Origin of the sequence: Pseudonocardia charpentierae, assembly GCF_031845345.1 — a bacterium.
Lineage (GTDB): Bacteria > Actinomycetota > Actinomycetes > Mycobacteriales > Pseudonocardiaceae > Pseudonocardia > Pseudonocardia charpentierae.
The window spans coordinates 381655-406925 of record NZ_JAVREJ010000003.1; the positions used below are offsets into that span (position 1 = coordinate 381655).

Below are 25271 nucleotides of genomic sequence, written 5' to 3' on the forward strand. Positions count from 1 at the left end.
TTGGACACACAAGACGCCGGGTTGAGCGCACGCGGAAGGGGTCACTCGGCGGCGTGGCCCGGTTCCGACGACGGTACGACCGCTACGACGACCCGTACGACCCCTACGACCCCTACGACCCGCGCAACCGGCGCCGGTGGGGCCCGCCCCGCCGCCACTACGCCCCGGCCCCGGGCGGATCGTGCCTGCGCGACGCCTGCCTGCTCCAGACCGGGTGCTGCGTCGCGGAAAGCCTCGACGGCAACTGCCTGGTCCTGACCCTGCTCTCCGGCCCCCAGCTGGCCGCGGTCCTCCTCGGTGGGGCGCGGGGGAGCGGATCGGGCAGGCGGAGCATCGCGGACCGGCTCGTCGGTGCTGTCCGGGTCTACCAGCAGCGGGTCAGCGCGGGACGGCCGGCGGTCTGCCGCTTCACCCCGTCGTGCTCGGAGTACGCCGCCCAGGCGCTGCAGGCGCACGGCGCGGCCCGGGGTGCCGCGTTGGCGCTGCGCCGGATCGTCCGCTGCCGTCCGGGTGGGCGCCGGGGTGCCGACCCCGTCCCCCGACCCGCCTGACCACCCGCGCGGCCTCAGCCCTCCCGCGCCCGGGCCTCCCGCACCACCTCCGGCTCCTCCTCCAGGTCCAGCGCCGCCCCGATCAGGGCGAGGTGGCTCAGGCCCTGGGGCAGGTTGCCGAGGAACGCGCCGTCCGCGGGGTCGATCATCTCGGCGAGCACGCCCACGTCGTTGGCCAGCGGCACCAGCTCGTCCATCAGCGCCAGGGCCTCGCCGGTGCGGCCCACCGCGTGCAGGGCCGACACCGCCCAGAACGACGGCGCGACGAACGCCGCCTCCTCCTTCGCCGCACCCGTGTAGCGGTACAGCAGGGGGCCGGCGCCGAGCTCGGCGCGCAGGGCGTCGATCGTCGACGACATGCGCGGGCCGACGTCGAAACCGCTGCCGGCGTGCAGGAGGATCGAGGTGTCGAGGTCGTCCGTGCCGGGGTACCAGACGAACGCGCCGCGCCGCTCGGACCAGCAGTGCTCGTGCACCCACCGGGCGATCCGCTCCGCCTCGCCCGCCCACCGGTCGGGGTCGCCGGGGATCTGCCCCATCCGCGCCAGGTGGTAGGCGCACCGCAGCGCCTGCCAGCAGCCGAGCTTGGACGACGTGTAGTGCTCCTGGCGCTCCAGCTCCCACAGTCCGGCGTCGCGGTGGCGCCACGCGTCGCACGCCTGGTCCGCCATCCCCGCCAGCAGCCGCCCGGTGCCGGCGTCGAGGACGTGGCCGTGGTCGACGTAGAGCCGCACCATGTCGAACACGTCGCCGAACACCGACAGCTGCAGCTGGTCCACCGCCGCGTTCCCGACGACGACCGGCCCGATCCCGCGCCAGCCGGGGACCTCCGGGAACTCCGGCGGAGCGGGCAGCTCGCCCTGCAGCGTGTAGAAGACCTGCATCTGCGGCCCGTGCCGGTGGATGGCGTGCAGCAGCCAGCTGATCGCGGCCTGGGTCTCCTCGCGGATCCCGAACCGGAACAGCGCCTTGAGCGTGTAGGCGGCGTCGCGGATCCAGGCGAAGCGGTAGTCCCAGTTCTTGGCCCCACTCTGTCCACGATCGGGGAGGCTCTCCGGCAGCGACGTCGTCGCCGCCGCGGCGACCGACCCGCTCGGGCCGTGCAGCAGCAGCTTGAGCAGCAGCGCGCTGCGTTCCACGTCGTCCGCCCACGGCCCGGGGGCGCGGAACTGGCCGGACCAGCGCCGCCACGCCTCCACGGTCCGGTCCAGCCGCGCATCGACCTCGCGCGGTGTGGACAGGTGCAGGGGCTCCGACTCCGACGCCGTCACGCCCACCAGGTGGCGCGACCCGGGTGTGGTGCGGAACGTGCCGTGGACGGCCTGGTCGGTCACCTCGGTCTCGACCTCGCCGAGGAGGCGGACGGCCAGCGTCACGTCGTGCACGCGCAGGACCGTGCCGTGCACGGTGTCGTGGGCCCAGGGCGACGCCGAGTTCAGGCACGTCCCGGGCGCGACCGCGAAGCGCATCGGCACCCGCCCCGCGACCCCCTCGACCCGGCGGGCGAGCTCGGTCCACGGCAGGCGGCCTGCCCCGCCGGTGTTCAGCGCGTCGAGGACGCGCACGGTCCCGGAGGCGGTGACGTGCGTGGTCTCCAGGACGTTCGTGCCCGGCAGGTAGCGCCGCGTCGTGCGGGCGGGCTCGGTGGGAGCCAGCTCCAGCCGGCCTCCGTTGGGCGCGTCGAGGATCGCGGCGAAGGTGGGGCAGGAGTCGAGGTCGGGGATCGGCCACCAGTCGATGCGTCCGTCGAGCGCGACCAGCGCGACGGTGCGGGTGTCGCCGATGGGGGCGTAGGAGCGCAGGTCTGCGTAGCCGTCGGGGCGGTCCGGACCGGGCCCTGACGCGCTCGTGACGGGGTCGAGGTCGGGGGCGGGCATGGAACCTCCGGTCGGGACGGGGCCGGGCGCCGTGCCAGTCTCACTCGGCCGGGCCGTTCCGGCAGCGCCGCCCCTGCAGCGGCGCCCCAGGAGCGACGCCACTGTCGGGCCCGTCACCAGGGAGTGCGTTCCCGCCCGGCGGCGCGGAGGATGAAGACACGTGACCCTCGCCCGTCCGTCCCGTGCCGCGGGCGTCCCCGTCGTCGTGCCCCCGTTCCTGGTCGTCGCGGCGATCCTGCTGCTCGCGATCAACCTGCGCGGGCCGATCGTCGCCGTCTCGCCGGTCCTCGACGCGATCAGCGCCGACCTCGGCATCAGCGCGACGACGGCCGGACTGCTCACCGGCCTGCCCGTGCTGTGCTTCGGCCTGGCCACCCCGGCGGCGTCGGCGCTGCTCGCGCGCGTCGGGCTCGGTCGCGGGGTGTCGATCTCGCTGGTCGTGCTGCTGGCCGGCATGCTGCTGCGCTCGGTCGGCGGGCTGCCCACCGCGCTGGCGGGCACGCTGCTCATCGGCATCGCGATCACGGTCGGCAACGTGGCGGTGCCGGTGGTGATCGCCCGCGACCTGCCGCGCCACGCCGGGCCGGTCCTGGGGGCCTACACCGCGGCGCTGAACGTCGGCTCGATGCTGACCCTCTCGCTGACGGTGCCGCTCGCGGCGTCGCTGGGCTGGCGGACGGCGGTGGCGTCGTGGGGCGTGCTGGTGGTGGCGGCCCTGGCCCTCTGGGTCTACGCCACCCGGGGCGCGGTCCGCAGCACACCGGGCGCTGCCGACGGGGCCGGAGCCACCACGACCGCCCAGGACGACCGCACGTGGTGGCGCCGCCCCGTGGTGTGGCTGCTGACGATCGCGTTCTCCGGCCAGGCCTTCGCCTACTACGGCGTCACGGCGTGGCTGCCGCTGCTGCTGCGCGACGAGCTCGGGATGGCCCCCGGCGCCGCGGGCCTGAGCGCGTCGATCTTCCAGATCGCCGCCATCACCGGCGCGTTCGGAGTGCCGGTGCTGCTGCGTGTGCTGCCCGGGCCCCGCGCGGTCGTGCTGATCGTCGTGGCGGCCTGGTCCACCCTGCCGCTCGGCCTGCTGCTCGCGCCGGCGCTGTGGCCGGTGTGGTGCGCCGTGGGCGGTGCGGCCCAGGGTGGTGGGCTCGTGGTGGTCTTCTCGCTGATCGTGCGGTCGGCCCGTGACCTGGCCGACAACCGGCGGATCTCCGCGCTGGTGCAGGGCGGCGGGTACGTCGTCGCGTCGACGGGACCGACGGTGGTGGGTGCGGTACACGAGGCGACCGCGGGGTGGACGGCGCCGCTCCTGGTCGTCCTCGGGGCGATCATCCTGCTGGGTACGGCCGGCACCTTCTCGGCCGGTCTGACGGGGTCGCGGACCGGCTGAGAACCCCGTCAGGTCAAACCTGGGTCAAGTCCGCGCGCGCCCGCCGAACCAGGCCTAACGTGGAGGTACGGGGCACACCCGCCCCGTTCCACGGAGGTCCGGTCGACTATGGACGTCTGGCTCATCTGGTTGCTGCTGGCCGCGGTGCTCGGCGCCGCCGAACTGTTCACGCTGAGTGCTGCCCTGGGACTGCTCGGCGGCGCCGCGGCGATCACCGCTGCCGCGTCGGCGCTGGGGGCACCGGTGCCGGTGCAGCTGCTGGTGTTCCTCGCGGGATCCGCCGCCGCGATGGGGTTGGTGCGGCCCGTCGTCCTGCGGCATCTGCACTCCGCGCCGGCGCAGCAGTTCGGCGTCGACGCGCTGATCGGGCGGACGGCGCACGTCGTCCGCGAGGTCAGCAGCCAGGGCGGCACCGTCCGCATCGACGGCGAGGAGTGGAGCGCCCGGCCGTGCGACCCGTACGACCCGGCCTACGTCATCCCCACCGGGGCGACGGTCTCCGTGATGGCGATACGCGGCGCCACCGCGCTCGTGTACCCACAGGAATGAGTGGAGAGATGGAACCGCTGTTGATCGTCGCACTCGTCATCGTGCTCTTCGCGGTGGCGGTGCTCATGAAGGCCGTGCGGATCGTGCCGCAGGCGCGCGCCCGCAACGTCGAGCGGCTCGGGCGGTACCAGCGCACGCTCACCCCCGGGCTGAACCTGGTCGTGCCGTTCGTGGACCGCGTGTACCCGGCCATCGACCTGCGCGAGCAGGTGGTGACCTTCGCGCCGCAGCCGGTCATCACCGAGGACAACCTGGTCGTCGAGATCGACACGGTCCTGTACTTCCAGGTCACCGACCCCCGCTCGGCCGCCTACGAGATCGCCAGCTACCTGCAGGCCGTCGAGCAGCTGACGGTCACGACCCTGCGCAACGTGGTCGGGTCGATGGACCTGGAGCAGACGCTCACCTCGCGCGACGAGATCAACAGCCGGCTGCGCGGCGTCCTCGACGAGGCCACCGGCAAGTGGGGGCTGCGGGTCAACCGGGTGGAGATCAAGGCCGTCGACCCACCCAAGAGCATCAAGGACGCCATGGAGAAGCAGATGCGCGCCGAGCGTGACAAGCGCGCGTCGATCCTGACGGCCGAGGGTGCGCGGGCCAGCCAGATCCTGACGGCCGAGGGCGACAAGCAGGGCGCGATCCTGCGAGCCGAGGGCGAGCGGGCCGCGGCGATCCTGCGGGCCGAGGGCGAGGCGCGCAGCATCGACCAGGTCTTCGCCGCGGTGCACCGCAACGACCTCGACCCGAAGGTGCTGGCCTACCAGTACCTGCAGACGCTGCCGGAGCTCGCCCGCGGCGAGGGCAACACGTTCTGGGTGATCCCGAGCGAGGTGACCTCGGCGCTGTCGGGCATCGCGCAGGCGTTCGGTCCGGGGACGCCCCCGGCCGCAGCCGGTCAGATCCCGACCCGGCCCGAGGCGGCCGTCGCCGAGATCGACGGGGCGGAACCCCGCCCGGCCGAGCTCAACGGCAGCGGGAGGACCGGCACGAGCGGCTGAGGCGACGGGTACGGGAGCACGCGTCCTGGATCACAGGACGGTGGGGAACGACGGCGGTCACGGTCCGGTTGAGAGTCATTGAAAGCTCAACCGATAGCAGTGCTAGGAGAACCGTGACCGCTGCGACGCACTCCGCCCCGACCACCGGCCTGCACCCCCTGCTCGCCGACCGCCGCAGCCCCCGCGCCTTCGACGCCACCGCGACACTCGGCGCGGACCAGCTCGACCTGCTCCTCGACGCCGCGCACTGGGCCCCGTCGGCATCCAACACCCAGCCGTGGCGGTTCCTCGCCGGGCGCCGGGGCGACCGCGCCTTCGACGCCCTGCTCGCCGCACTGGCCCCGGCGAACCGGGAGTGGGCGGGCGACGCCGCCGCGCTCGTGCTGGTCGCCGCCGAGACGACCGACGCCGAGGGCACCCCGCGGCCCTGGGCCACGTACGACGCCGGCCAGGCGGCGGCGCACCTCACCGCCCAGGCCTCGGCGCTCGGTCTCTCGATCCGCCAGATGGGCGGGTTCACCGCGGCCGACCTGCCCGCCCTGCCCGAGCGGATCACCCCGCTGGTCGTCGTGGCCGTCGGTGTCGCGCTCCCCGCCGACCGCATCCCCGAGGGACACCCGGCGACCCGGCTCCCGGCCCGGGGTCGCCGCCCCCTCGACGAGCTGCTGCTCGACGTGGCGTGATGTCGCGCCTGATGTCGCGCCTGATGTCGCACAGTGCGACGGACGCGGGGCATGATCCGCGGTAGCGTCCGGAGCCCAGCCCTGTCCGTGAGAAAGGACACGCATTCCATGATCTTCATCGTCGTGAAGTTCCCGGTGCGCCCCGAGAAGGCCGACGAGTGGGAGACCCTCGCCCGGCAGTACGCGCGCGACGTGAACTCCGAGGAAGGCTGCCTGTTCTACACCTGGCACCGCACCCTCGACGACCCGAACGAGTGGGTCTGCGTCGAGGGCTTCCGCGACCAGGACGCTGCCGTCGCGCACGTGAACTCCGCAGCGTTCAAGAACATGGTCGAGGTGGCCCCCGACCTCGTCTCCGGCCAGCCCCTGATCATCAACACGACCATCGAGCAGAACGACTGGGGCCCCATGGGCGAGATCAGCCCGCGCCAGGCGTGATCCTCCGCGGTCCGGGCGCACCTCCGGGGTGCGCCCGGACCGCGTCACCGCGATCATGGCCGCGTGCCGTCCTCCGACCCCTACGACCTGGAGCGGTTCGTGGCCGCCCAGGACACCGTCATCGACCGGGTGCGGGCCGAACTGCGGCAGGGCCGGAAGACGAGCCACTGGATGTGGTTCGTCTTCCCGCAGGTCGCCGGCCTCGGATCGAGCCCCACGGCCCGCGCGTACGCCCTGTCCGGGCTCGACGAGGCGCGCGCGTACCTGGCGCATCCGGTCCTGGGCCCACGGCTGCAGGAGTGCGCCGAGCTGGTGGCCGCCGTGCAGGGGCGGACCGCAGCGGAGATCTTCGGCTATCCCGACGACCTCAAGCTGCGGTCGTCGATGACGCTGTTCGCCCGCGCCGCCGACGGGACCTCCGTGTTCGCCGAGGTGCTCGAGCGGTACTTCGACGGCGAGCCTGACCCGCGGACCGTGGACCTGCTGCGATGATCCGGTTCACACGCACGGTCACGACCAGCGCGGATGTCACCCGGACGGGCGCCTCCACGGGGCCCCGTCCGGCGGTGGACGTGCGCCCGTGCGGCGCCGTACGGGACGCCCGGTAGTGTGCCTGCCGCAGGAGGACCGGCCCGTACGGGTGAGCGGGTCCACGCGAGGAGCGGCGCGAGCGCATCGACCCGTTCGGGAGGCCCGACTGTGGGTGACATGAGGTCCGTCCCCGAGCCCAGCTCGGTGGGTGGAGGCCCGATGGGCGGACGCGACCCCTGGGCAGGCTTCGCCGCCGGTCCCTCGTCGGGGTCGTATCCGAGGCTCGGCAACGGGTCGGACGCGCCCGGCGACGACCGTGCCGTCGCGGATCTGGCCCGCAGGTTGCAGGACCGGGTCGACGGCCAGGAGGCGCTGCTCGAGCGGGTGGCCGTTCTCGCCCAGCTGTCCGACGACCGCGCCCGGATCGCCGAGCTGCGCGACATCGGCCGCCGCCTCCGGCGCGACAGCGAGGCGCTCCTGCTCCTGTGCGGCTCGGACCCCGGTGTACACCGCGGTGCGCCCCACACCGTGTCCGCCGTTCTCGGCGACGCGGTGGCCCTGGTGGACGAGCCCTCGCGCGCCACGGTGCACCCCGCGCCGCAGGCGACGTTGTCGACGACCGCCGCGGTGGAGCTGCGGCACCTGGTCGCGGAGCTGGTCGACGAGGCCGCCGCGGCGTCGCCCGGTGCGCGGGTCGAGGTCGATGCGCGCCTGGAGCCCGACGGCGCACTCAGGGTCGAGGTCCTGGTGGCCGGTCGCGGCTGGACGGACGCCCTGGGCGGCACCGGCAGTGGCTCGGGCCGGATGTCGCGGGTGGCCGAGCGGCTCGCCCGGCGGTCGAGCGGCGGGATCCGGCTCGAGCGGCCGCTGATCGACCACCGCGAAGGCGTGGTCGCCACTCTGCACTGCCCGGCGGCCCTGGTCACTGCGCAGGGCGGCGGAGACCCCTGGTACCTGGGCGACTCCACGCACCTGATGAACTCGACCTCGCCGGACTCCACGCACCTCATGGCATCGGCGCTGCCCGGCTCCTCGCTCCCGACCCGCGGGGGCCCCCGCAACGGCGGCGACGAGCTGTTCGGCCCGCTGCCGACGTCGGTCGGCACCGTCGGTACGCCGATCTTCGAGGCCGTCGCGTCGGCCTGGTTCCGCGACGACGAGCGCGGGCCGGCGACGGTCGACTGGGAGACCGCAGGCGACCGGGAGTGGCGTGCGGCCGCCGCACGCGCCACGCGTACCGACGCGCCGCCGGCCACCACCGCCAGCGGCCTGCCCCGGCGCAGCCCCGGCGACCGGCTCGTCCCGCCGCCCCGCGCCTCCCGCCCGGCGGCACCGCCGGACGAGCGGGTGCCGGAGCGGGTCCGCGACCGGCTGGCGACCTACCAGCGAGGCCTCCAGCAGGGCCGCCACCGGGCTGCGGACGCCCCGGCCGAGGCCGATGCACCGGAGGCGTGGACCGCCGACGGCTGGTAGGGCTCCGGTCGAGCGCCGCGGATGTCAGCCCGCCAGGCGGGCCTGACACATCCAGATGCGGCTGCCCGCGGAGTCGGCGGTCCGGCGGGCCGGGTTGCACGGCAGGCTCACCCGCGTGCCCTCGGTGAGTCCGCGACGCACGAGCGCCCGGGACCGCGGGCTGTCGACCTGCGCGGCGGGCAGCTCCGCCTCGCGCGCGAGCAGCAGGAGCATCAGCAGCGTGCGCTGCGGCAGGTCGTCGAGGGGGAGGGACACCGGCACTCCGTCTCTCGCGGGCCGCCCCGCGTCGTCCGGCCGAACAGGCCGGGCATCCCTTCGTCGTCGTGGATCATGGACGCGTTCCGCGTCGATCGGGTGACCTGGGTCACGGATCCGTCACGATCCGTCCGGAGTCCGATCAGAAGGTCAGGCGTTCTTGGTGGACCCGCTGCCGTCCTGCCCGTCGTTCCCGTCCGAGGAGTCACTGCCGCTGCTGTCGCCGGCCGTGCTGCCGCCGGAATCGCCGTCCTGAGCGCCGGCGGCGCCGTCCGTGCCGTCGGAGCCGCTGTCGCCGGATTTGCTGTCGTCCGAGCCGCTGTCGGCGCCGCTGTCGGCGCCGCTGTCGTCCGAGCCGCTGTCGCCGGAGCCGTCCGTCGAGGGGTCGCCGGACCCGTTGTCGCTGTCGTCGGGCGACACGGAGCTGTCGGGCTTCTCCCCACCCGAAGGTGAGGCCGGTTCCGCCGGTTCGTCGACGGGGTCCACGGCGGGGACCGTCGGTCGTGCAGGAGCCGAATCCGGTCCACGGGAGTCGTCGGAGTCGTCGGCGGACTCGGAACCGCGGTCCCGGTCCGAGCTCCGCTCCCGCACCCGCTCGGAGCTGCCGGTCGACCGGTTCTCCGACGCGCGGTCGTCGGCACCCGAGTCGCCGGAGCGGGAACCGGAGCCGTCCGAGTCCGTGTCGTCGGCGCGGTGCCGTCCCCCGGTGCTTTCACCCGACGAGTCGTCGGCCACCGGCGTGACGGATGGCTGCCCGCCACCGTCGGCGGGCTGTTGCAGTGCCGCCGCGACGATCCCCGCGCCGGACACCGTCGCCACCGGGGCGGCCGCGATGCTGTCGGCCAGGACCCCCTGCATCGCGTCGCCGAGCTCCGCCTGCGGTGCCGCCGCCTGCCCGGGTGCCGGGACGCCCGCGGGCGGCGACAGCGGTGTGCCGGGGGCCGGCGCACCGGCCGGGCCGGTGTCCGCCGCGTCGTCGACCCCGAGCCCGGCGAGGATGGTCGGGTCGCCGACGGCGTTGCTGCCGAGGACGGCGGTGACCGCGATCAGCGCACCTGCCGCGACGGCGACCCCGTGTGACGACCGCGCGCCGGCCTCCGCGAGGTCGCGTGCGCGGGGGACCAGCGGCCGGTCCAGGGCGTGCGCCGCGCGACGGCCCTCCCGACGCAGCAGCGAGCCGACGGAGACGGGACCGTCCGGAGGCGCGTCGGTGGGGGCGATCAGAGGTGACACGCGGGTGCGGCCGTGCCGGGGAGCGGCGGCAGATGCCACGGGCGACGCCTTTCGCCGGGGAGCGGGGAGCGGACCGTCGCTGTCTACTCGACCAGGTCCTCGGCCGCGACACGCGGCACCCACCGCGATCCTTGCCTTCGGAACGAAGCGGTGTGCACCCGACGTGCGTGATCTACCGCTCGACGCGCACCACTGGGCCATCCGGCCGAGCGAGGTCGTACCGACGGCCGTTCCGGACTCTCAGCGACGGATACCCGGCGTAGTCGCGAATTTCACTCGACCGGAGCAACAGCGCGGGTGCGGCCACACCGACAGCAGGTCCGTGAGCGGTCCGGATCGTCCACGGCGACGGCGGCGCTCACGCAGCGGAGGCACGCCCCGGAGGGGGATACAGCCGTTTCGCTCCTCCGCGAGGACTACGACGGGCGTTACCGTGGTACCCAGGTGGACGGCGGGTTGCCGAGCAGTGTGTTTGCGGCCAATGGGGGTCAGCATGCGAGTACCTCACGCTGAAGTGGGCTCGGTAGCCCGGATCGTGGAAACGGCCGATCGCGGCCGTTTCGTCGTCTGGGACGCGGCCGGCCCCGTGGGCGCACCGACACTCGTGTTGCTGCACGGCGTCACCCTGGACGTCGAGACCAACTGGTCGGGCGCGATCCCGACGCTCGCCCAGCACTTCCGCGTGCTGGCCATGGACCTGCGCGGGCACGGAGACGGGCCACCGGCGCGGATGCCGTACCGGCTGGAGGACTGTGCGGACGACGTCGCCGCCGTGGTCCGCGAGCTGCGCACCGGTCCCGTGATCGTCGTCGGCTACTCGATGGGCGGCATCATCGCCCAAACGTTCTGGCGCCGGCACCGGGAGCTGACCGCCGGGCTCGTGCTCTGTGCGACGGCCCGCAACGTGTCGGGCTCCTTCCTCGAGCAGCTGACGGCGATGACGATGCCGTTCGTCGTGGGCGCGATGGGCTGGATCCCGCCCGTCTTTCCGATGCGCGCGGACCTGGTCGGCGGGCATCTGCTCGGCGACGGTCTCGAGCCCCGCGTCCGCCGGGCCGCGCTCGCCCGCATGCGGCGCATCCCGCTCGTCACCGCGCTCGCCGCCATGCAGGCGGTCTGTCACTTCAGCTCGCACCGCTGGATTGCCGCCGTCGACGTCCCCGCGGCGGTGCTGGTTACGCGCAACGACCGTGTCGTCCCGCCGAGCCGGCAGATGCGCCTGGCCCGCGCGCTGCCCGGTGCCGTCGTCGTCGAGATCGACGGCGACCACGACGTCTTCCTCGGCGCGCCACGGGCGTTCGCACACGCGCTGGTCGACGCCTGCCTCGCCACCAGTGTCGACGACCGGCGGCCGGAGGGCAGCGAGCAGGCCAGCTAGCACCGGGTGGTAACGCTCCGCGCTCTCTCCGCGACCCCCGGTGCATGTCACGACGGCGTACCGACCGGGTCGAGGACCTCGTCGCCTGGCTGCTGACGTGCCTGGGTCTGCTGGCGGTGCTCGGCTCGGTGCTCGTCGGCCACGCCGCGCACGGCGCCGCCCTCGGTCGCGACGGCGCGCCGATCCCGATACGGGCGGTCCTGTTGGACGACGCCCCGGCGAGGTCGGCGGCCCACCAGCGCGTTCCGGCGGGGCGGCACCGCGTTCCGGTGGCGTGGACCGGCGTGGACGGCATCGTGCACGTCGTCGAGGTGACCGTCCCGCCCGCGCTACCGGCGGGCTCGTCGGTCACCGTGTGGCTGGACCGCACCGGGCGTGTGGTCGCCGATCCGTCGGAGCGGACCGCACAGGCCGTCGCCTTCGGGATCAGCGCCGGGCTGACGGTGATCGCGCTGACGTGGGCGGTCCTGGCTCTGCTCTGGTCCGCGGTCTGCCGGGTGACCGCGGCGTGCAACGACGCCGGCTGGACGCGGGAGTGGGCCCGCGTCGAGCCCCGGTGGCGACACATGGCCCGGTAGCGATCTGCAAGGCTGGTCCGCATGGGTGTGGGCACGGGCATGGGTACGACGTACGACGTCCGGGCGGTCCGCGCCCACTTCCCGGCACTGGCCGCAGGCGCGGCGCACTTCGACGGACCCGGCGGATCCCAGGTCCCCGACACGGTCGCGGCGGCCGTCGCCGGCACCCTGCTGTCGCCGCTGGCGAACCGGGGCTCCGTCACCGCGGCGGAACGGGCGGCGGACGCGATCGTGCTGGCGGCGCGGGCCGCGATGGGCGACCTGCTCGGCGCCGACCCGCGCGGGGTGGTGTTCGGCCGCAGCATGACGGCGCTGACGTTCGACCTGGCCCGCACGCTCGCCGCGACGTGGCGGGCGGGCGACGAGGTGATCGTCACCCGGCTCGACCACGACGCCAACATCCGCCCCTGGGTGTACGCCGCGGAGGCCGTCGGCGCGACGGTGCGCTGGGCCGACTTCGATCCCCGCACGGCCGAGCTCACGGTGGCCGACGTGGCGCGTGAGCTGTCGTCGCGGACCCGTGTCGTCGCGGTCACCGGTGCGTCGAACCTGCTCGGCACCCGCCCGCCGGTCCCGCTGATCGCCGCTGCGGCGCACGAGCGGGGCGCGCTGGTCGTCGTCGACGGCGTCCACCTGACGGCGCACACGCCGGTCGACGTCGCCGCTCTGGGCGCTGACGTCTACGCCTGCTCGCCCTACAAGTTCCTCGGCCCGCACTGCGGCGTGCTCGCCGCCGCCCCGGATCTCCTGGAGTCGCTCACGCCGCACAAGCTGCTGCCGTCGCCCGACTCCGTGCCGGAACGCTTCGAGCTGGGCACCCTGCCCTACGAGCTGCTCGCCGGCACGACCGCCGCGGTCGACTTCCTGGCCGGTCTGGATCCGGCCGCGACCGGTACCCGGCGGGAGCGGCTGACGGCGAGCATGACCGTGGTGGAGCGGCACGAGGACCGGCTCCGGCACCGGATCGACGACGGGCTCGCCCAGCTGTCCGGCGTCGTCGTGCACTCCCGGGCCCAGTCGCGCACACCGACGATGCTGCTGTCGTTCCCGGGGCGCGACCCGCAGGACGCCTACCGGTTCCTGGCCGAGCGGGGCGTGAACGCCCCCGCCGGCACCTTCTACGCGCTGGAGGCCTCGCGGCGCCTCGGGTTCGGCGACCGGGGCTCGCTGCGGGTCGGCCTCGCCCCCTACACCGACGACGGCGACGTCGACCGGCTGCTCGCCGCGCTGGGTGACTTCCTCGCTCGACCGTGATCCCGCGCGCCGAGTCGGGTAGGACTAGTGCCGTGGGTAACGGGAGCGAATCGCAGATCGTGCGGGAGACCGAGCGCAAGTACGAGTCCGCCGAGCCGCCCGGAGCCGAGCTGATCGCCGAGCTCGCCGCGGCGGCGGGCGGCGCCGCACCGGCCGCGCCCGCCCGGCACGAGCTGTCGGCCACGTATTACGACACCGCGGACCTGCGGCTGCTGCGGTCCAAGCTCACGCTGCGCCGCCGCGTCGGCGGCGACGACGCCGGCTGGCACCTCAAGCTGCCCGCCGGCGCGGACAGCCGCGACGAGGTGCGGCACCCGCTGGGCCGAGCCCGCAAACCGCCCAAGCCGTTGGTCACGCTCAGCCGGGCGGCGCACCGCGACGCGCCGCTGGAGCCCGTCGTCGAGCTCGACACCGTGCGGAACGAGTGGACGCTCACCGACAGCCACGGCGAGGCCGTCGCCACCGTCACCGACGACCGGGTCACCGCCCGCACCCTGGGCGCCGGTGCCGGCAGCGGTACGTCCGTCGAGACCGAGCCCATCGAATGGGCCGAGATCGAGGTCGAGCTGACCGGGCAGGGCACCGTCGACGTGCTCGACCGGATCGACGAGGCGCTGCAGCGGGCCGGGGTGCACCGGTCGGCCTCGTCCTCGAAGCTGGGCCGGGTGCTCGCCGACCGGGTCCCGCCCGCGCCGCCGCGGCCCGAGGCCTCGAAGGACGCGACCGCAGGCGAGGTCGTGCTCGCCTACCTCACCGAGCAGGCCGAGACGATCCGCGCCACGGACCCGCAGGTCCGCCGCGACGCCCCCGACGGGGTGCACACCATGCGCGTGGCCTGCCGGCGGATGCGCAGCACCTTCCAGTCCTTCCGTGGGCTGCTCGACCGCAACCACACCGACGACCTCGTCGCCGAGCTGCGCTGGCTGGCGGGTGAACTCGGCGGGGCGCGCGACCTGGAGGTCCAGGAGGCCCGGATCACCGCCGATGTCGCAGCGCTCCCGCCCGAGCTCGCGCTGGGTCCTGTCGCCGCGCAGACCACGCGGTTCTTCGCCACGCGCCGCGCCTCGGCGGGGGCCACCGCGACCGCGGCCCTGGACAGCGACCGCTACCTCGCGCTGCTCGACGCCGTGGACGCGCTGCTGGCCCACCCCCCGCTGACCGACGAGGCAGCCGGCCCGGCCGTCGAGGTCCTGCCCGGGCTGATCGGCAAGGCCACGAAGCGCGCCGCGAAGCACCTGAAGGCCGCACACGCCCACCCGGCCGGGCACGAGCGCGACCTGGAGCTGCACGAGATGCGCAAGGCCGGAAAGCGCCTGCGCTACGCCGCCGAGGTGAGCGAGCCGGCGCTGGGGAAGAAGGCGAAGCGGCTCGTGAAGGCGGTCAAGGAGCTCCAGGAGCTGCTGGGGGAGCACCAGGACTCGTTCGTCGCCCGCGACCTGCTGCGGGAGCTGGGAGCTGCCGCGGCTGCCGAGGGCGCCAACGGGTTCGCGTACGGCTGGCTCCTGCGCGACGAGCAGGCCCGCGCCGAGGGCGTGGAGGCCGCCGTGGACGACGCCTGGGCGACGGTCAAGCGGCGGGCCGCGGCCGTCACGGGCTGACCCGGGATCAGCGCGGCGCCACCAGCACCGGGCAGGGGGCGTGGTGCAGCGCGCTGTGGGCGACCAGGCCGAGACCACCGGGCTGCACGGACCCCCGGTGGTCGCTATGCGGTCCGCCGACCACCAGCAGGTCCGCGTCGAGCGCCTCGCCGACGAGCTCGTGCGGCCGCACCCGCAGGAGCTGGGTGGCCGGGACCAGCTCGGGGTGCAGGGCCACGGCGTGCGCCACGGCGGCGTCGAGCACGCGCAGCCCGTGCGCCACGGCCCCGTCGAGGCCGACGCTGCGCTCGCCGAACGAGCGGGGCACCGCGTGCACGAGGGTCAGCGTGCCGCCGACGGCGACTGCGCACGCGACGGCGTCGGCCACCACGGCGTCGTCGTCGGGCAGCGTCTCGAGCGCGGCGACGACGTGCGGCCGGCGCTCGGCGGGCCGGTCGACGGGGGAGTCGGGTCGCAGCAGCAGGGCGCGTGCACCGGGGCCTGCGGCGGCCGCCGCCTCCCCGGGCCCTCCGCCGGCCTGGCGCTGCAGGGTCCAGCCCGACCGGCCGGCCCAGCGCGCCGCCCAGTCCGGCACTCCCGGCGCGGGCCCGACGACGACCAGGACGGTCGTGCGCCGCGCCTGGGGGCGGGACAGGGTGCTCGTGGACATCGGCCCTCCGGGGCTCGTGCCAGATGGCGACGTTGCGTAGATCCGCCGTTGCTGACGGTACGCGCTGCCAGTGTGCTCCGCACGTCCCGTGCGGGACACCCCACGCGAGACGTGGATCTTTGCATCACCCGTTCGTGCCAGCGTGGATGCCTGGTCGACGCCGGCGAGAAGTCTCAGATCCCCGATTCGGCGGGTAGCACCCCGCGGTGGATCGCCGCCACCAGAGCGGCGTGGTCGCGCTCGGTCTGGTCGGCGTAGCGGCGCGCGAACCGGCACAGTGCCTCGACGGCCTTGTCGGAGCCCCCGAGGTAGCCCGCGATCATGGACGCGCCGCTCGTCCGGGCGTGGCCCTTGGCCAGCAGCAGCCCGCACACCCCGGCGTAGTCGGCCAGCGCGGTCGCGTCGAGGCCGTCGACGACCACCGCACCCTTCATGTCGCGGAACTGCCGGACGTAGTACTGGCGGTCGCCGACCGTCGTCCAGCCGAGCAGCGGGTCGCTGACGGTCTGCAACGCCTTCTGGTACTCGACCACGCGCTGGCCCTGGTGGGCGTGCCAGGCCCGGTCGCCGTGCACGAACGGGGCGACCACCGACCGCCTGGCCTGCTTGAGCTGGAGGAACAGCACGTCGTCCGAACTGCTGCCCTCGCAGAGGGCGAGGTAGGCCCGCAGCCCGACGGACCCGACCCCGACGACCTTGTGTGCGATGTCGACGACCCGGTAGCCGCCGAGCACACGCGCCCACTGGGTCGACACTGTGCGGAGGTAGGCGTCGAGGGACTCGACGAGCCGTTCGTACTGCTCGGGGTCGGGCCGGGTGATGAGCGGCGGGTCGTCGACGATGCGCCGCCCGCCGTTCGTGCCGCCGCCCTCGGTGAACCGCGGCAGTGCCCGGTCGCTGGTCTTGCGGCGGGCCCGGCGCACAGCCCGTTCGATCTCGTGCAGGGTCGCGGGGTCGGTGGCGGCCCCGCGCAGCCGGTCGAGGTCGACGCGCTCGTAGGCGCGCTCCAGCAGGGGCTGCTCGGCGAGGTTCGCCAGGTGGTCGCGGTAGGCGCGCACGCACCGCGCCACGGCGTCGCCGCACTGCAACTCGGTCGACCCGTTCTGCCGCCCGGCCATCCAAACGCTCGCGACGAGCCGGCGCACGTCCCACTCCCACGCCCCCGGGTGGGCCTCGTCGAAGTCGTTGAGATCGAAGACGAGGTCGCGCTCCGGGGAGGCGTAGAAGCCGAAGTTGCTCAGGTGGGCGTCGCCGCAGATGACGGGCAGGATCCCGGTCGCGGGCAGCCCGGCGAAGTCTTCGGCCATCATCGCCGCCGCCCCGCGGAGGAAGGCGAACGGGGAGGCCGACATCCGGCCGACCCGCACGGGCACCAGCCGCTCGACGCGGCCCTGGTTGGTGGCCACCACGAGGTCGACGGGATCGGTCCGGCCGTCCGCAGGCTTCCACCGGCCCAGCGCGGACCGCGGGGCCTGCTGGCGCAACTGGCGGCCGAGTGCGTACCGCTCGGCCCGCGGGGTGGAGGACCGACGCAGGGAGGCGAAGGCCCCGGCGTCGGTGGCCTCGAGGATCAGGTGCGCGGGGGGACCGCTCATGTCCCCATCGGATTCCACTCTGCCGGATTCCACTCTGCCGGATTCCACTCTTCCGGATTCCACCCTGCCGGATTCCACTCTTCCGGATTCCATGCTGCCGGATTCCACTCTTCCGGATTCCATGCTGCCGGGGTCCGCCCCGTCCAGTTCCACAGCAGGCAATATCGCAGAGACCGGCCGGGAGCGCAGGTGTCGCGGGCCCTCAGGTGCCGCGCTGCCGACTCGCCACCCATCGGGCGATCGCCGGCGCCACGAGCAGCATGACGATCACCCGGAGGACCTGGACGGCCACGACGAAGGCCACGTCCACGCCGGAGGAGATCGCCGTCGCGAGCACGGCGTAGATGCCGCCGGGCGTCGTGGCCAGGTAGCCCTCGAGCGGCGTCGCGCCGGTGAGCGTCGCGAGCAGCGCGCCGAGTGCGGCGCACAGCGCCACGACGGCGGCGATCAGTGCGACGGCCGTCGGCAGCAGCCCGCCCACCACGCGCAGGCTCTCCCGGGTGAACCGCACGCCGGCCTGCCAGCCGATCACGGCGTAGGCCAGCTCGACCAGCGCCCCGGGAGGGACCGCGCCGTGGGCGATCCCGGTGAGCGTGAGCACCAGCGCCACGGTCATCGGCCCGAGCAGCCCGCCCGCCGGGACACGCAGCACGCGGGCGAGCGGGACGCCAACGGCCGCGCACACCACCGTGAGCAGGAGCCCGAGGTACCACGGCTGGACGACGCCCGGTGGTGGGGCGGCGGCATCGCCTGAGGCCCCGTAGATCGTCGCGGCCACCACCGGCATCGACACCGTCACCAGCACGACCCGCAGGTACTGGATGACGGCGACGATCCGCTCGTCTCCGCCCAGCTCGCGCGTCACGGCCACGAGACCGGACGCGCCACCCGCGGTGAGCGCGAGCATGCCGGTCAGCGGGGAGACGCCCGGCCGGCGGCCGAGCAGGAGCCCGGCCGCCATGCTGACCGCGAGCGTGCCGCAGCCGACGAGCAGCACCGGCAGCCAGTCGTGGGCGACGGCGATCAGCGTCTCCGCCTGCGCCAGCACCCCGATGACCACCCCGACCACGGCCTGCGCGGACAGGCTGAGCCGCCGGGAGACCCGGGCCGGTGCCCGGCCGAGCAGCGCCAGCGCAGCCGCCGCGATCAGCCCGGCGAACAGGGCGGGGGAGGGCACGGCGAGGGCGTCGAGCCCGGCCGTCCCGGCCGCGGTCAGCACCAGGAGCAGCACCCATTGGCCGACCGGCTGCGCCGGCGCGGCCGTCACGCCGAGGGTTCGGCGCGCAGGGCCAGGAGCGCGATGTCGTCGTCGTGCGGGGAGGCGGTGAACCGGCCGAGAGCGGAGCGCACCACCGTCAGCAACCGGGCTGCGGGCCGCCCCGCGGCCGCACCCCCGGCCCGCCGGAGGCGCTCCACGCCGAACTGCTCGTCGCCGCGCCGGCGCTCCGTGACGCCGTCGGTGTAGAGCAGCAGCGTGTCGCCGGGGCCGAGCACGTGCGTGGTGCAGGTCAGGTCGAGCTGCTCGACCAGGCCGACCGCGGTGCCGTGCTCGCCCACCAGGTCGACCCGGCCGTCGGGGCGTACCACCAGCGGCTGCAGGTGCCCGGCCAGCACGAGCTGCACCTCCAGCTCGCGGCCGCCCCCGGCCGGCTCGCGCATCGACACGAGCGCGGCGGCGAGGGTCGCGAACTGCAGCGGGTCGCCCGACTCGAGCATCACGTCGTTGAGCAGTTCGATGGCCCGGACCAGCGGACGGCCCTCGCGCACCAGCACCCGCAGGACGTCGCGCATCAACCCGGTCCGCGCCGCGGCGCCGGCCCCGGTGCCGCACACGTCGCCGATCGCGACCAGCCACCGCGCCGCCCCGAGCGGGTAGACGTCGTAGAAGTCGCCCCCGACGTCGCTGCCGGTGCTCGCGGGGAGGTACTGCGCCGCCAGGTCGAGGCCCTCGACCACCGGGAGGGCGCGCGGCAGCAGCGCCCGCTGCAAGGCCTGGGACACGCGCACGTGCGCGGCGGTCACCTGCGCGTTGTGCACCGCCAGGGCGGCCCGGCGGGCGACGTCGGCGATCAGCGCCACGTCCTCGGGACCGTGCGGGCGGTCGACGGGCCGGCCGACGGACAACGTGCCCGTCGTCGTGCCGTGCGAGGTGAGCGGCACGGCGACGCCGTCGGTCGGCACGGTGAACCGGACCGGGCCGAGCGTGCCGGAGAGCAGTTCGGCCAGGCCCGCGCGGAGCTCCGTGGACCGGTTGAGGCCCTCCAGAGCCGCGCGCAGCTCCGGGAGCCGCTCCTCGTCGGCGTGGGTGAGCGCGGCGAGCCGGAGCCGGCCCGCGTCGTCGAGCAGGTGCACCGCGCACCAGGCCCCCAGCCGGGGGACCACGACCTGCGGCACGACGGCGACGGTCAGCTCGACGTCGAGCGACTGCCCGAGCAGCTCGCTGGTGTCGGCGAGATAGGCCAGCCAGGCCCGGCGCCGCTGGTCCACGTCGCGCAGCCAGGCCGACTCGACGGCCATCGCGACCCGGTTGGCGACCAGCTCGGCGAGGTCCGCGGAGTCCGGCGGCGGCACCGCGCCGTCGTGGTGGCGCACGAGGAGACTCCCGCGCAGCGGTGCGGTGGTGGGCAGCGCGACGATCGTCGCGGCGGCCGCCGAGGGCCCGACCTCCGGCAGCGGGCCCGACCGGGCGACGATCCGTGGCCCGGAACCGTCGCTCTCGTCGACCTCGACGACCACGGCCTCGGCGTCGAGCACCTCCCACAGCCTGCGGACGAGCTCGGCGACCAGCTCACCGGCGTCGAGCCGTCCGGCGAGCTCGGGGGGCAGGTGCAGCAGCCTGCGCACGCGCTCCGACGGGAGCACCGGCACCGCCTCCGGCTCCGCCGCCGGAGCCGGCAGCGCGGGTGCGAACGCCGGTTCGCCGATCGCGACCGAGAACCAGGTGCTGTGCGTGCCGTCCTGCTCGTGGCGCGTGCCCCACGCCGTGGCGAGCTTCGACAGCAGTTGCAGCCCGCGGCCGTGCGCGGCCGCCCGGCCGTAACGGCGCCGCGGCTGCGACAGGTGCTGCTCGAGTGGTCCCGCGCCCCGGTCGCTCACCGTCACGACGAGCTCGGCGGCATCGATGCGCAGCGTGACGTCGAACTCGGTACCCGCGTGCAGCACGGAGTTCTCGCACAGCTCGCTCGCGAGAAGGATGACGGTGTCCGCGACGGCGTCGTGCCCCGCCTCGCTCAGCGCGGCCACGATCATGCGCCGCGCCACACCGGGGGATCGCGCGTCGGGCGCCAGCCGGATACGGCGCTCCTCGGGCACGGGCACCCATGCAGTCTGCACCGTCACGCCCTGGAAGCACGCGCCGGTTGCCCGTACACAGCATGGCCTAGTCTGCGGTTCCGGTGTGGTGTCCGGCGCGGAGGAGTGGGTCATGACGACGACGCGCAACGGCGCGCAGCCGATTCCTGCGCTTCCTGCGCCCGATCCGCCGGTCGTGGACCCGGTCGACGACTCGGTGGACGACTCGGTGGACGACTCGGTGGACGACACTGTGCTCGCCGAGCTCGCCCAGGCGCTGCGGGCCGTGCGGCTCGGCCGCTTCGACGCCCGCCCGCCGCGCGAGCTGGGCCGCGACGTCGTCGAGGAGTTCGACGCCCTGGTCGGCGTGCTGGAGCGGCGCAACCGCGACCTGCTGCGGATCGGCCGTGTGGTCGGCCGCGAGGGCCGCATGCTGGAGCGGCTGAACGAGGAGACCTACGACGGTGCGTGGGCCGAGGGCGTCCACGCGGTGAACGCGCTGATCGACGACCTCGGGCAGTCGGCCGCCGAGACCGCCCGGGTGATCGACGCCGTCGCCCACGGCGACCTCTCCCAGCACATGGCGCTCGAGATCGCGGGCCGCCCGCTGCGCGGGGAGTTCCTCCGGATCGGGCGCACGGTCAACACCATGGTCGACCAGCTATCGTCGTTCGCCGACGAGGTCACGCGCGTGGCCCGCGAGGTCGGCATCGACGGGCGGCTGGGCGGCCAGGCCGCCGTCCGCGGGGTCTCCGGCACCTGGCGCGACCTCACCGACTCGGTCAACACCATGGCGAGCAACCTGACCGACCAGGTGCGGTCGATCTCGTCGGCGGCCACCGCGATCGCGCAGGGCGACCTGTCCCGCAAGATTACCGTGAGTGCCCGCGGCGAGGTCGCCGAGCTGGCGGAGACGATCAACGCGCTAACCGACACGCTGCGTCGCTTCGCCGACGAGGTCACCCGCGTCGCGCGGGAGGTCGGCACGGACGGGCGCCTCGGCGGGCAGGCCGCGGTCCCGAACGTCGCCGGGACCTGGAAGGACCTCACCGACGCGGTCAACCTCATGGCCGCGAACCTGACGGCGCAGGTGCGCGGCATCGCCCAGGTCGCCACCGCCGTCGCCACCGGCGACCTCAGCCAGAAGATCACCGTCGACGCCCGCGGCGAGATCCTCGAGCTGAAGGACACCGTCAACACGATGGTCGACCAGCTCTCGAGCTTCGCCGACGAGGTCACCCGCGTGGCCCGCGAGGTGGGCACCGAGGGCAACCTCGGCGGCCAGGCCCAGGTCCGCGGGGTCGCGGGCACCTGGCGCGACCTGACCGACAACGTCAACTCGATGGCCAGCAACCTGACCGGTCAGGTGCGCAACATCGCGCAGGTGACCACGGCGGTCGCGCGGGGTGACCTCTCGCAGAAGATCACCGTGGACGCGCGCGGGGAGATCCTCGAGCTCAAGAACACCGTCAACACCATGGTCGACCAGCTCTCGAGCTTTGCCGACGAGGTCACGCGCGTGGCGCGGGAGGTGGGCACGGAGGGCAACCTCGGTGGTCAGGCGGAGGTGCGGGGTGTCGCGGGGACGTGGCGGGACCTGACCGAGAACGTGAACCAGCTGGCGGGGAACCTGACCGACCAGGTGCGCAACATCGCCCAGGTGACCACGGCGGTGGCGCGGGGTGACCTCTCGCAGAAGATCACGGTGGATGCGCGCGGGGAGATCCTCGAGCTCAAGAACACCGTCAACACGATGGTCGACCAGCTGGGATCGTTCGCCGACGAGGTCACCCGCGTGGCCCGCGAGGTGGGCACGGAGGGCAACCTCGGCGGTCAGGCGGAGGTGCGGGGCGTCGCGGGGACGTGGCGGGACCTGACCGAGAACGTGAACCAGCTAGCCGGGAACCTGACCGACCAGGTGCGCAACATCGCGCAGGTCACCACGGCCGTGGCACGAGGTGACCTCTCGCAGAAGATCACGGTCGATGCGCGGGGCGAGATCCTCGAGCTCAAGAACACCGTCAACACGATGGTCGACCAGCTGCGGTCGTTCGCCGACGAGGTCACGCGCGTGGCGCGTGAGGTGGGCACGGAGGGCACGCTCGGCGGGCAGGCGGAGGTCCGCGGGGTCGCGGGCACGTGGCGCGACCTGACCGAGAACGTGAACCAGCTCGCCTCCACACTGACCACGCAGCTCCGGGCGATCTCGGCGGTGTCAACGGCGGTGGCCAGCGGCGACCTGTCGCCGCAGATCACCGTGGCGGCCCGCGGCGAGATCGCCGACCTCAAGGACACGATCAACCAGATGATCGCCGCGCTGCGCACGACGACGGCGGCGAACGCCCAGCAGGGCTGGCTCGACTCGAACCTGGCTCGCATCGGCGGCCTGCTGCAGGGCCAGCGCGACCTCGGCGAGGTCTGCTCGATGATCATGGACGAGGTGGCGCCGCTGGTGGAGGCGCAGGTCGGCGCCTTCTTCCTGGCCGACCCGCCGGAGGGCGACCCGACGGCACCGGAGGGCGGCCGTGCGCAGCGGCTGGTGATGGTGGCGGGGTACGCCGTCGTGCCTTCTGACGGCGAGGGCAGCACGCCGCAGTCGTTCCGGCTCGGCGACGGGCTCGTCGGGCAGGTCGCCGTCGGCGGGCGGCGGGTGCTCGTGGACGACGTGCCGCCGGACTACCTGCCCATCCGCTCCGGTGTCGGCTCCAGTGCGCCGCGCACGGTCGTCGTGCTCCCGGTCCCGTTCGAGGGCCGCACGCTCGGCGTCATCGAGTTCGGGGCCGTGACGCGGTTCAACGAGCTGCACCTGACCTTCCTCGAGCGTCTCGTCGTCACCATCGGCGTCGCCATCCGCACGATCCAGGCCAACCGGCGCACCGAGGAGTTGCTCGCGCAGTCGCAGGACCTGGCGGGGGAGCTGCAGACCCGCTCCGCCGAGCTGCAGCACACGAACGCGGAGCTGGAGGAGAAGGCCGCACAGCTCTCCGAGCAGAACCGCAACATCGAGATCAAGAACATGGAGATCGACGCGGCTCGGCGCGGCGTCGAGGAGAAGGCGCAGCAGCTGGCCGCGGCCAGCCAGTACAAGTCGGAGTTCCTGGCCAACATGAGCCACGAGCTGCGCACCCCACTCAATTCGCTGCTGCTGCTGTCGCGCTTGCTGGCCGACAACCCGGACGCCAACCTGACCGCGCGGCAGATCGAGTTCGCCAGCACCATCCACAATGCGGGCTCGGACCTGCTGCGCCTGATCGACGACATCCTCGACCTTTCCAAGATCGAGGCGGGGCGGGTGGACGTCGAGCTCGCGCCGGTCGACCTGCCGGAGGTGCGCGGCTTCGTCGAGCGGGCGTTCCGGCCGCAGGCCGAGCACAAGGGCCTCGAGCTCCGGGTCGAGGTCGTGCCGGGGTTGCCTGCGGAGATCGTCACCGACGGGCGGCGGCTCCAGCAGATCCTGCGCAACCTGCTCTCGAACGCCATGAAGTTCACCGCGCACGGCAGCGTCGAGCTGACGATGGGGCCGGCGCCGCGGGGCGTGCACGGCCGACCGAACGACGACCGCCCCATGGTCGCCTTCACCGTCCGCGACACCGGGATCGGCATCGCCCCCGACAAGCTCGCGATGATCTTCGAGGCGTTCCAGCAGGCCGACGGCACCACCAGCCGCAAGTACGGCGGCACCGGCCTCGGGCTCTCGATCAGCCGCGAGCTGGCCCGGCTGCTCGGCGGGGCGATCACGGTGTCGTCGCGGCCGGGCGCGGGATCCGAGTTCACCCTCTACCTGCCCGACACCCCAGCTGCGGGCACGTCACCGGTGCGCACCACGTCGCGCCGCCTGGCGGATCCGGTACCGGCCGAGCGCATCACCCCGGTGCTCGCCGCGCCGGACGCCCGCCACGGCCTGCGCCCGGTCCCGGCGCTGCACGGCACCACGGTGCTGATCGTCGACGACGACGTGCGCAACGTGTTCGCGCTGACCAGCGCCCTGGAGCTGCACGGGCTGCGCGTGCTCTACGCGGACAACGGCACAGAGGGGATCGCGCTGCTGCGCCGGCACCCCGAGATCGACATCGTGCTGATGGACGCGATGATGCCCGACCTCGACGGCAACGAGACCACTCGCCGGATCCGCGCTCTGCCGGAGGGGGCGGACCTGCCGGTCGTGTTCCTCACCGCGAAGGCGATGCCGGGCGACCGCGAGAGCAGCCTCGCGGCGGGGGCGAGCGACTACGTCACCAAGCCGGTCGACCTGGACGAACTGCTCGACACGATCGCGTCGTGGGTGGCGCAGGCCGACGGCCGTGCCGGCGCCGCAGACGAAGAGGAGGGGCGATGACGACCGCGAGCCGGCCCAAGGTGCTGGCCGTCGACGACCGGCGCGAGAACCTCGTCGCGCTGCAGGCGATCCTCGAGGGGCTGGCCTTCGAGGTCGTGACCGTCGGCGGCGGCGAGGACGCTCTCAAGAAGCTGCTGGTCGACGACTACGCCGTGATCCTCCTCGACGCCCACATGCCGGGCATGGACGGCTTCGAGACGGCCGAGCACATCAAGCGCCGCGAGCGCACCCGGCACGTGCCGATCCTGTTCCTCACCGCGGTCGACTACGACCCCCACCTGGCCTTCCGCGGCTACCAGGCCGGCGCGGTCGACTACATCAGCAAACCGTTCGACCCGTGGGTGCTGCGGTCGAAGGTGTCGGTGTTCGTCGACCTGTGGGCGGTGCAGTCCCAGCTCGCCGCGCGTGCGGCGGAGCACGAGACGCTGGGCGCGGCGGTGGACGACGTGCTGGACATGTTGGGCACCAACGGCACGCCGATGGAGGACCCGGCGGCGATGCTGGACCGGATCCGTACGCGGTTGGGTTCGGCACGGGCGGGGCTGGACTGAGCGCCGTCGCCGGTGCCGGCCCGGCGGTCCGGTTCACTTCGCGCGGTGTTCGTGGTCGGCGCGGGT

21 protein-coding genes are annotated in these 25271 nt (G+C 74.2%); 14 read left to right on the plus strand and 7 right to left on the minus strand.

Going from position 1 to position 25271, the window contains the following annotated elements; all coding sequences use genetic code 11:
- The first annotated feature begins 53 nt into the window (after window positions 1–53).
- Window positions 54–551 (plus strand): membrane protein insertion efficiency factor YidD, encoded by a 498-nt coding sequence (yidD, locus tag RM445_RS07215; RefSeq protein ID WP_311555314.1) that lies wholly within the window; start codon window positions 54–56, stop codon window positions 549–551.
- Window positions 552–565: 14 nt separating this feature from the next.
- Here yidD and RM445_RS07220 read toward each other — a convergent pair whose 3' ends face one another.
- Complete coding sequence (locus RM445_RS07220; protein ID WP_311555315.1) at window positions 566–2428, minus strand: glycoside hydrolase family 15 protein; 1863 nt, start codon at window positions 2426–2428, stop codon at window positions 566–568.
- A gap of 160 nt (window positions 2429–2588) precedes the next feature.
- Here RM445_RS07220 and RM445_RS07225 point away from each other — a divergent pair, with 160 nt between their 5' ends.
- The 7 genes from RM445_RS07225 (at window position 2589) to RM445_RS07255 (ending at window position 8487) form a co-directional block, all read left to right on the plus strand.
- Window positions 2589–3815 (plus strand): MFS transporter, encoded by a 1227-nt coding sequence (locus RM445_RS07225; protein ID WP_311555316.1) that lies wholly within the window; start codon window positions 2589–2591, stop codon window positions 3813–3815.
- A gap of 108 nt (window positions 3816–3923) precedes the next feature.
- Window positions 3924–4364 carry an NfeD family protein gene (locus tag RM445_RS07230; RefSeq protein WP_311555317.1) on the plus strand — a complete coding sequence of 147 codons (441 nt, stop codon included), beginning with the start codon at window positions 3924–3926 and terminating at the stop codon, window positions 4362–4364.
- 8 nt (window positions 4365–4372) lie between these two features.
- Window positions 4373–5362 carry an SPFH domain-containing protein gene (locus RM445_RS07235; RefSeq protein WP_311555319.1) on the plus strand — a complete coding sequence of 330 codons (990 nt, stop codon included), beginning with the start codon at window positions 4373–4375 and terminating at the stop codon, window positions 5360–5362.
- A gap of 113 nt (window positions 5363–5475) precedes the next feature.
- The gene (locus RM445_RS07240; RefSeq protein WP_311555320.1) at window positions 5476–6045 is read left to right on the plus strand and encodes a nitroreductase family protein; all 570 of its coding nucleotides are present in this window, start codon (window positions 5476–5478) and stop codon (window positions 6043–6045) included.
- 108 nt (window positions 6046–6153) lie between these two features.
- Entirely contained in the window at window positions 6154–6483 is a 330-nt protein-coding gene (locus tag RM445_RS07245) for a putative quinol monooxygenase (protein ID WP_311555321.1), read from the plus strand.
- Window positions 6484–6546: 63 nt separating this feature from the next.
- Window positions 6547–6975: a DUF1810 domain-containing protein gene (locus RM445_RS07250; protein WP_311555322.1), complete on the plus strand. Its 429-nt coding sequence runs from the start codon at window positions 6547–6549 to the stop codon at window positions 6973–6975.
- Between the two features lie 216 nt (window positions 6976–7191).
- Window positions 7192–8487: a hypothetical protein gene (locus tag RM445_RS07255; protein WP_311555323.1), complete on the plus strand. Its 1296-nt coding sequence runs from the start codon at window positions 7192–7194 to the stop codon at window positions 8485–8487.
- A gap of 24 nt (window positions 8488–8511) precedes the next feature.
- On the opposite strand, the gene RM445_RS07260 is transcribed toward RM445_RS07255, so the two are convergent.
- Entirely contained in the window at window positions 8512–8742 is a 231-nt protein-coding gene (locus RM445_RS07260; protein WP_311555324.1) for a hypothetical protein, read from the minus strand.
- A gap of 150 nt (window positions 8743–8892) precedes the next feature.
- Complete coding sequence (locus RM445_RS07265; protein ID WP_311555325.1) at window positions 8893–10014, minus strand: hypothetical protein; 1122 nt, start codon at window positions 10012–10014, stop codon at window positions 8893–8895.
- A gap of 496 nt (window positions 10015–10510) precedes the next feature.
- Here RM445_RS07265 and RM445_RS07270 point away from each other — a divergent pair, with 496 nt between their 5' ends.
- From RM445_RS07270 to RM445_RS07285, 4 genes are read left to right on the plus strand one after another with little or no spacing between them, the layout of a single operon-like run.
- A complete protein-coding gene (locus tag RM445_RS07270) occupies window positions 10511–11353 on the plus strand; it encodes an alpha/beta fold hydrolase (RefSeq protein ID WP_311555326.1) in 843 nt (280 codons plus the stop codon).
- Between the two features lie 44 nt (window positions 11354–11397).
- Entirely contained in the window at window positions 11398–11931 is a 534-nt protein-coding gene (locus tag RM445_RS07275; RefSeq protein ID WP_311555327.1) for an Rv1733c family protein, read from the plus strand.
- Between the two features lie 21 nt (window positions 11932–11952).
- Window positions 11953–13185: a cysteine desulfurase-like protein gene (locus tag RM445_RS07280; protein WP_311555328.1), complete on the plus strand. Its 1233-nt coding sequence runs from the start codon at window positions 11953–11955 to the stop codon at window positions 13183–13185.
- Window positions 13186–13217: 32 nt separating this feature from the next.
- Window positions 13218–14783, plus strand: a complete 1566-nt coding sequence (locus tag RM445_RS07285) for a CYTH and CHAD domain-containing protein (protein WP_311555329.1) — start codon at window positions 13218–13220, stop codon at window positions 14781–14783.
- A gap of 7 nt (window positions 14784–14790) precedes the next feature.
- Here RM445_RS07285 and RM445_RS07290 read toward each other — a convergent pair whose 3' ends face one another.
- The 4 genes from RM445_RS07290 to RM445_RS07305 form a co-directional block, all read right to left on the minus strand.
- Complete coding sequence (locus RM445_RS07290; RefSeq protein ID WP_311555331.1) at window positions 14791–15432, minus strand: universal stress protein; 642 nt, start codon at window positions 15430–15432, stop codon at window positions 14791–14793.
- A 173-nt stretch (window positions 15433–15605) separates the two neighbouring features.
- Window positions 15606–17027 (minus strand): DUF2252 domain-containing protein, encoded by a 1422-nt coding sequence (locus RM445_RS07295; RefSeq protein WP_311555332.1) that lies wholly within the window; start codon window positions 17025–17027, stop codon window positions 15606–15608.
- 202 nt (window positions 17028–17229) lie between these two features.
- Window positions 17230–18294 carry an AbrB family transcriptional regulator gene (locus RM445_RS07300; protein ID WP_311555333.1) on the minus strand — a complete coding sequence of 355 codons (1065 nt, stop codon included), beginning with the start codon at window positions 18292–18294 and terminating at the stop codon, window positions 17230–17232.
- Window positions 18291–20345 (minus strand): SpoIIE family protein phosphatase, encoded by a 2055-nt coding sequence (locus tag RM445_RS07305; RefSeq protein ID WP_311555334.1) that lies wholly within the window; start codon window positions 20343–20345, stop codon window positions 18291–18293. The genes RM445_RS07300 and RM445_RS07305 overlap by 4 nt, the downstream gene beginning before the upstream one ends.
- A gap of 106 nt (window positions 20346–20451) precedes the next feature.
- Between RM445_RS07305 and RM445_RS07310 the strand changes: the two genes are divergently transcribed.
- Together RM445_RS07310 and RM445_RS07315 are read left to right on the plus strand one after the other, a co-directional pair.
- Complete coding sequence (locus RM445_RS07310; protein WP_311555336.1) at window positions 20452–24654, plus strand: HAMP domain-containing protein; 4203 nt, start codon at window positions 20452–20454, stop codon at window positions 24652–24654.
- Window positions 24651–25205: a response regulator gene (locus RM445_RS07315; protein ID WP_311555338.1), complete on the plus strand. Its 555-nt coding sequence runs from the start codon at window positions 24651–24653 to the stop codon at window positions 25203–25205. The genes RM445_RS07310 and RM445_RS07315 overlap by 4 nt, the downstream gene beginning before the upstream one ends.
- Window positions 25206–25271: the final 66 nt, after the last annotated feature.

Coding starts and splice junctions, on each gene's coding strand:
- RM445_RS07220 (WP_311555315.1), bottom strand. CDS start 2,428: ATGCCCGCCCCCGACCTCGACCCCGTCACGAGCGCGTCAGGGCCCGGT.
- RM445_RS07230 (WP_311555317.1), top strand. CDS start 3,924: ATGGACGTCTGGCTCATCTGGTTGCTGCTGGCCGCGGTGCTCGGCGCC.
- RM445_RS07235 (WP_311555319.1), top strand. CDS start 4,373: ATGGAACCGCTGTTGATCGTCGCACTCGTCATCGTGCTCTTCGCGGTG.
- RM445_RS07245 (WP_311555321.1), top strand. CDS start 6,154: ATGATCTTCATCGTCGTGAAGTTCCCGGTGCGCCCCGAGAAGGCCGAC.
- RM445_RS07255 (WP_311555323.1), top strand. CDS start 7,192: ATGAGGTCCGTCCCCGAGCCCAGCTCGGTGGGTGGAGGCCCGATGGGC.
- RM445_RS07275 (WP_311555327.1), top strand. CDS start 11,398: ATGTCACGACGGCGTACCGACCGGGTCGAGGACCTCGTCGCCTGGCTG.
- RM445_RS07280 (WP_311555328.1), top strand. CDS start 11,953: ATGGGTGTGGGCACGGGCATGGGTACGACGTACGACGTCCGGGCGGTC.
- RM445_RS07290 (WP_311555331.1), bottom strand. CDS start 15,432: ATGTCCACGAGCACCCTGTCCCGCCCCCAGGCGCGGCGCACGACCGTC.
- RM445_RS07295 (WP_311555332.1), bottom strand. CDS start 17,027: ATGAGCGGTCCCCCCGCGCACCTGATCCTCGAGGCCACCGACGCCGGG.
- RM445_RS07310 (WP_311555336.1), top strand. CDS start 20,452: ATGACGACGACGCGCAACGGCGCGCAGCCGATTCCTGCGCTTCCTGCG.
- RM445_RS07315 (WP_311555338.1), top strand. CDS start 24,651: ATGACGACCGCGAGCCGGCCCAAGGTGCTGGCCGTCGACGACCGGCGC.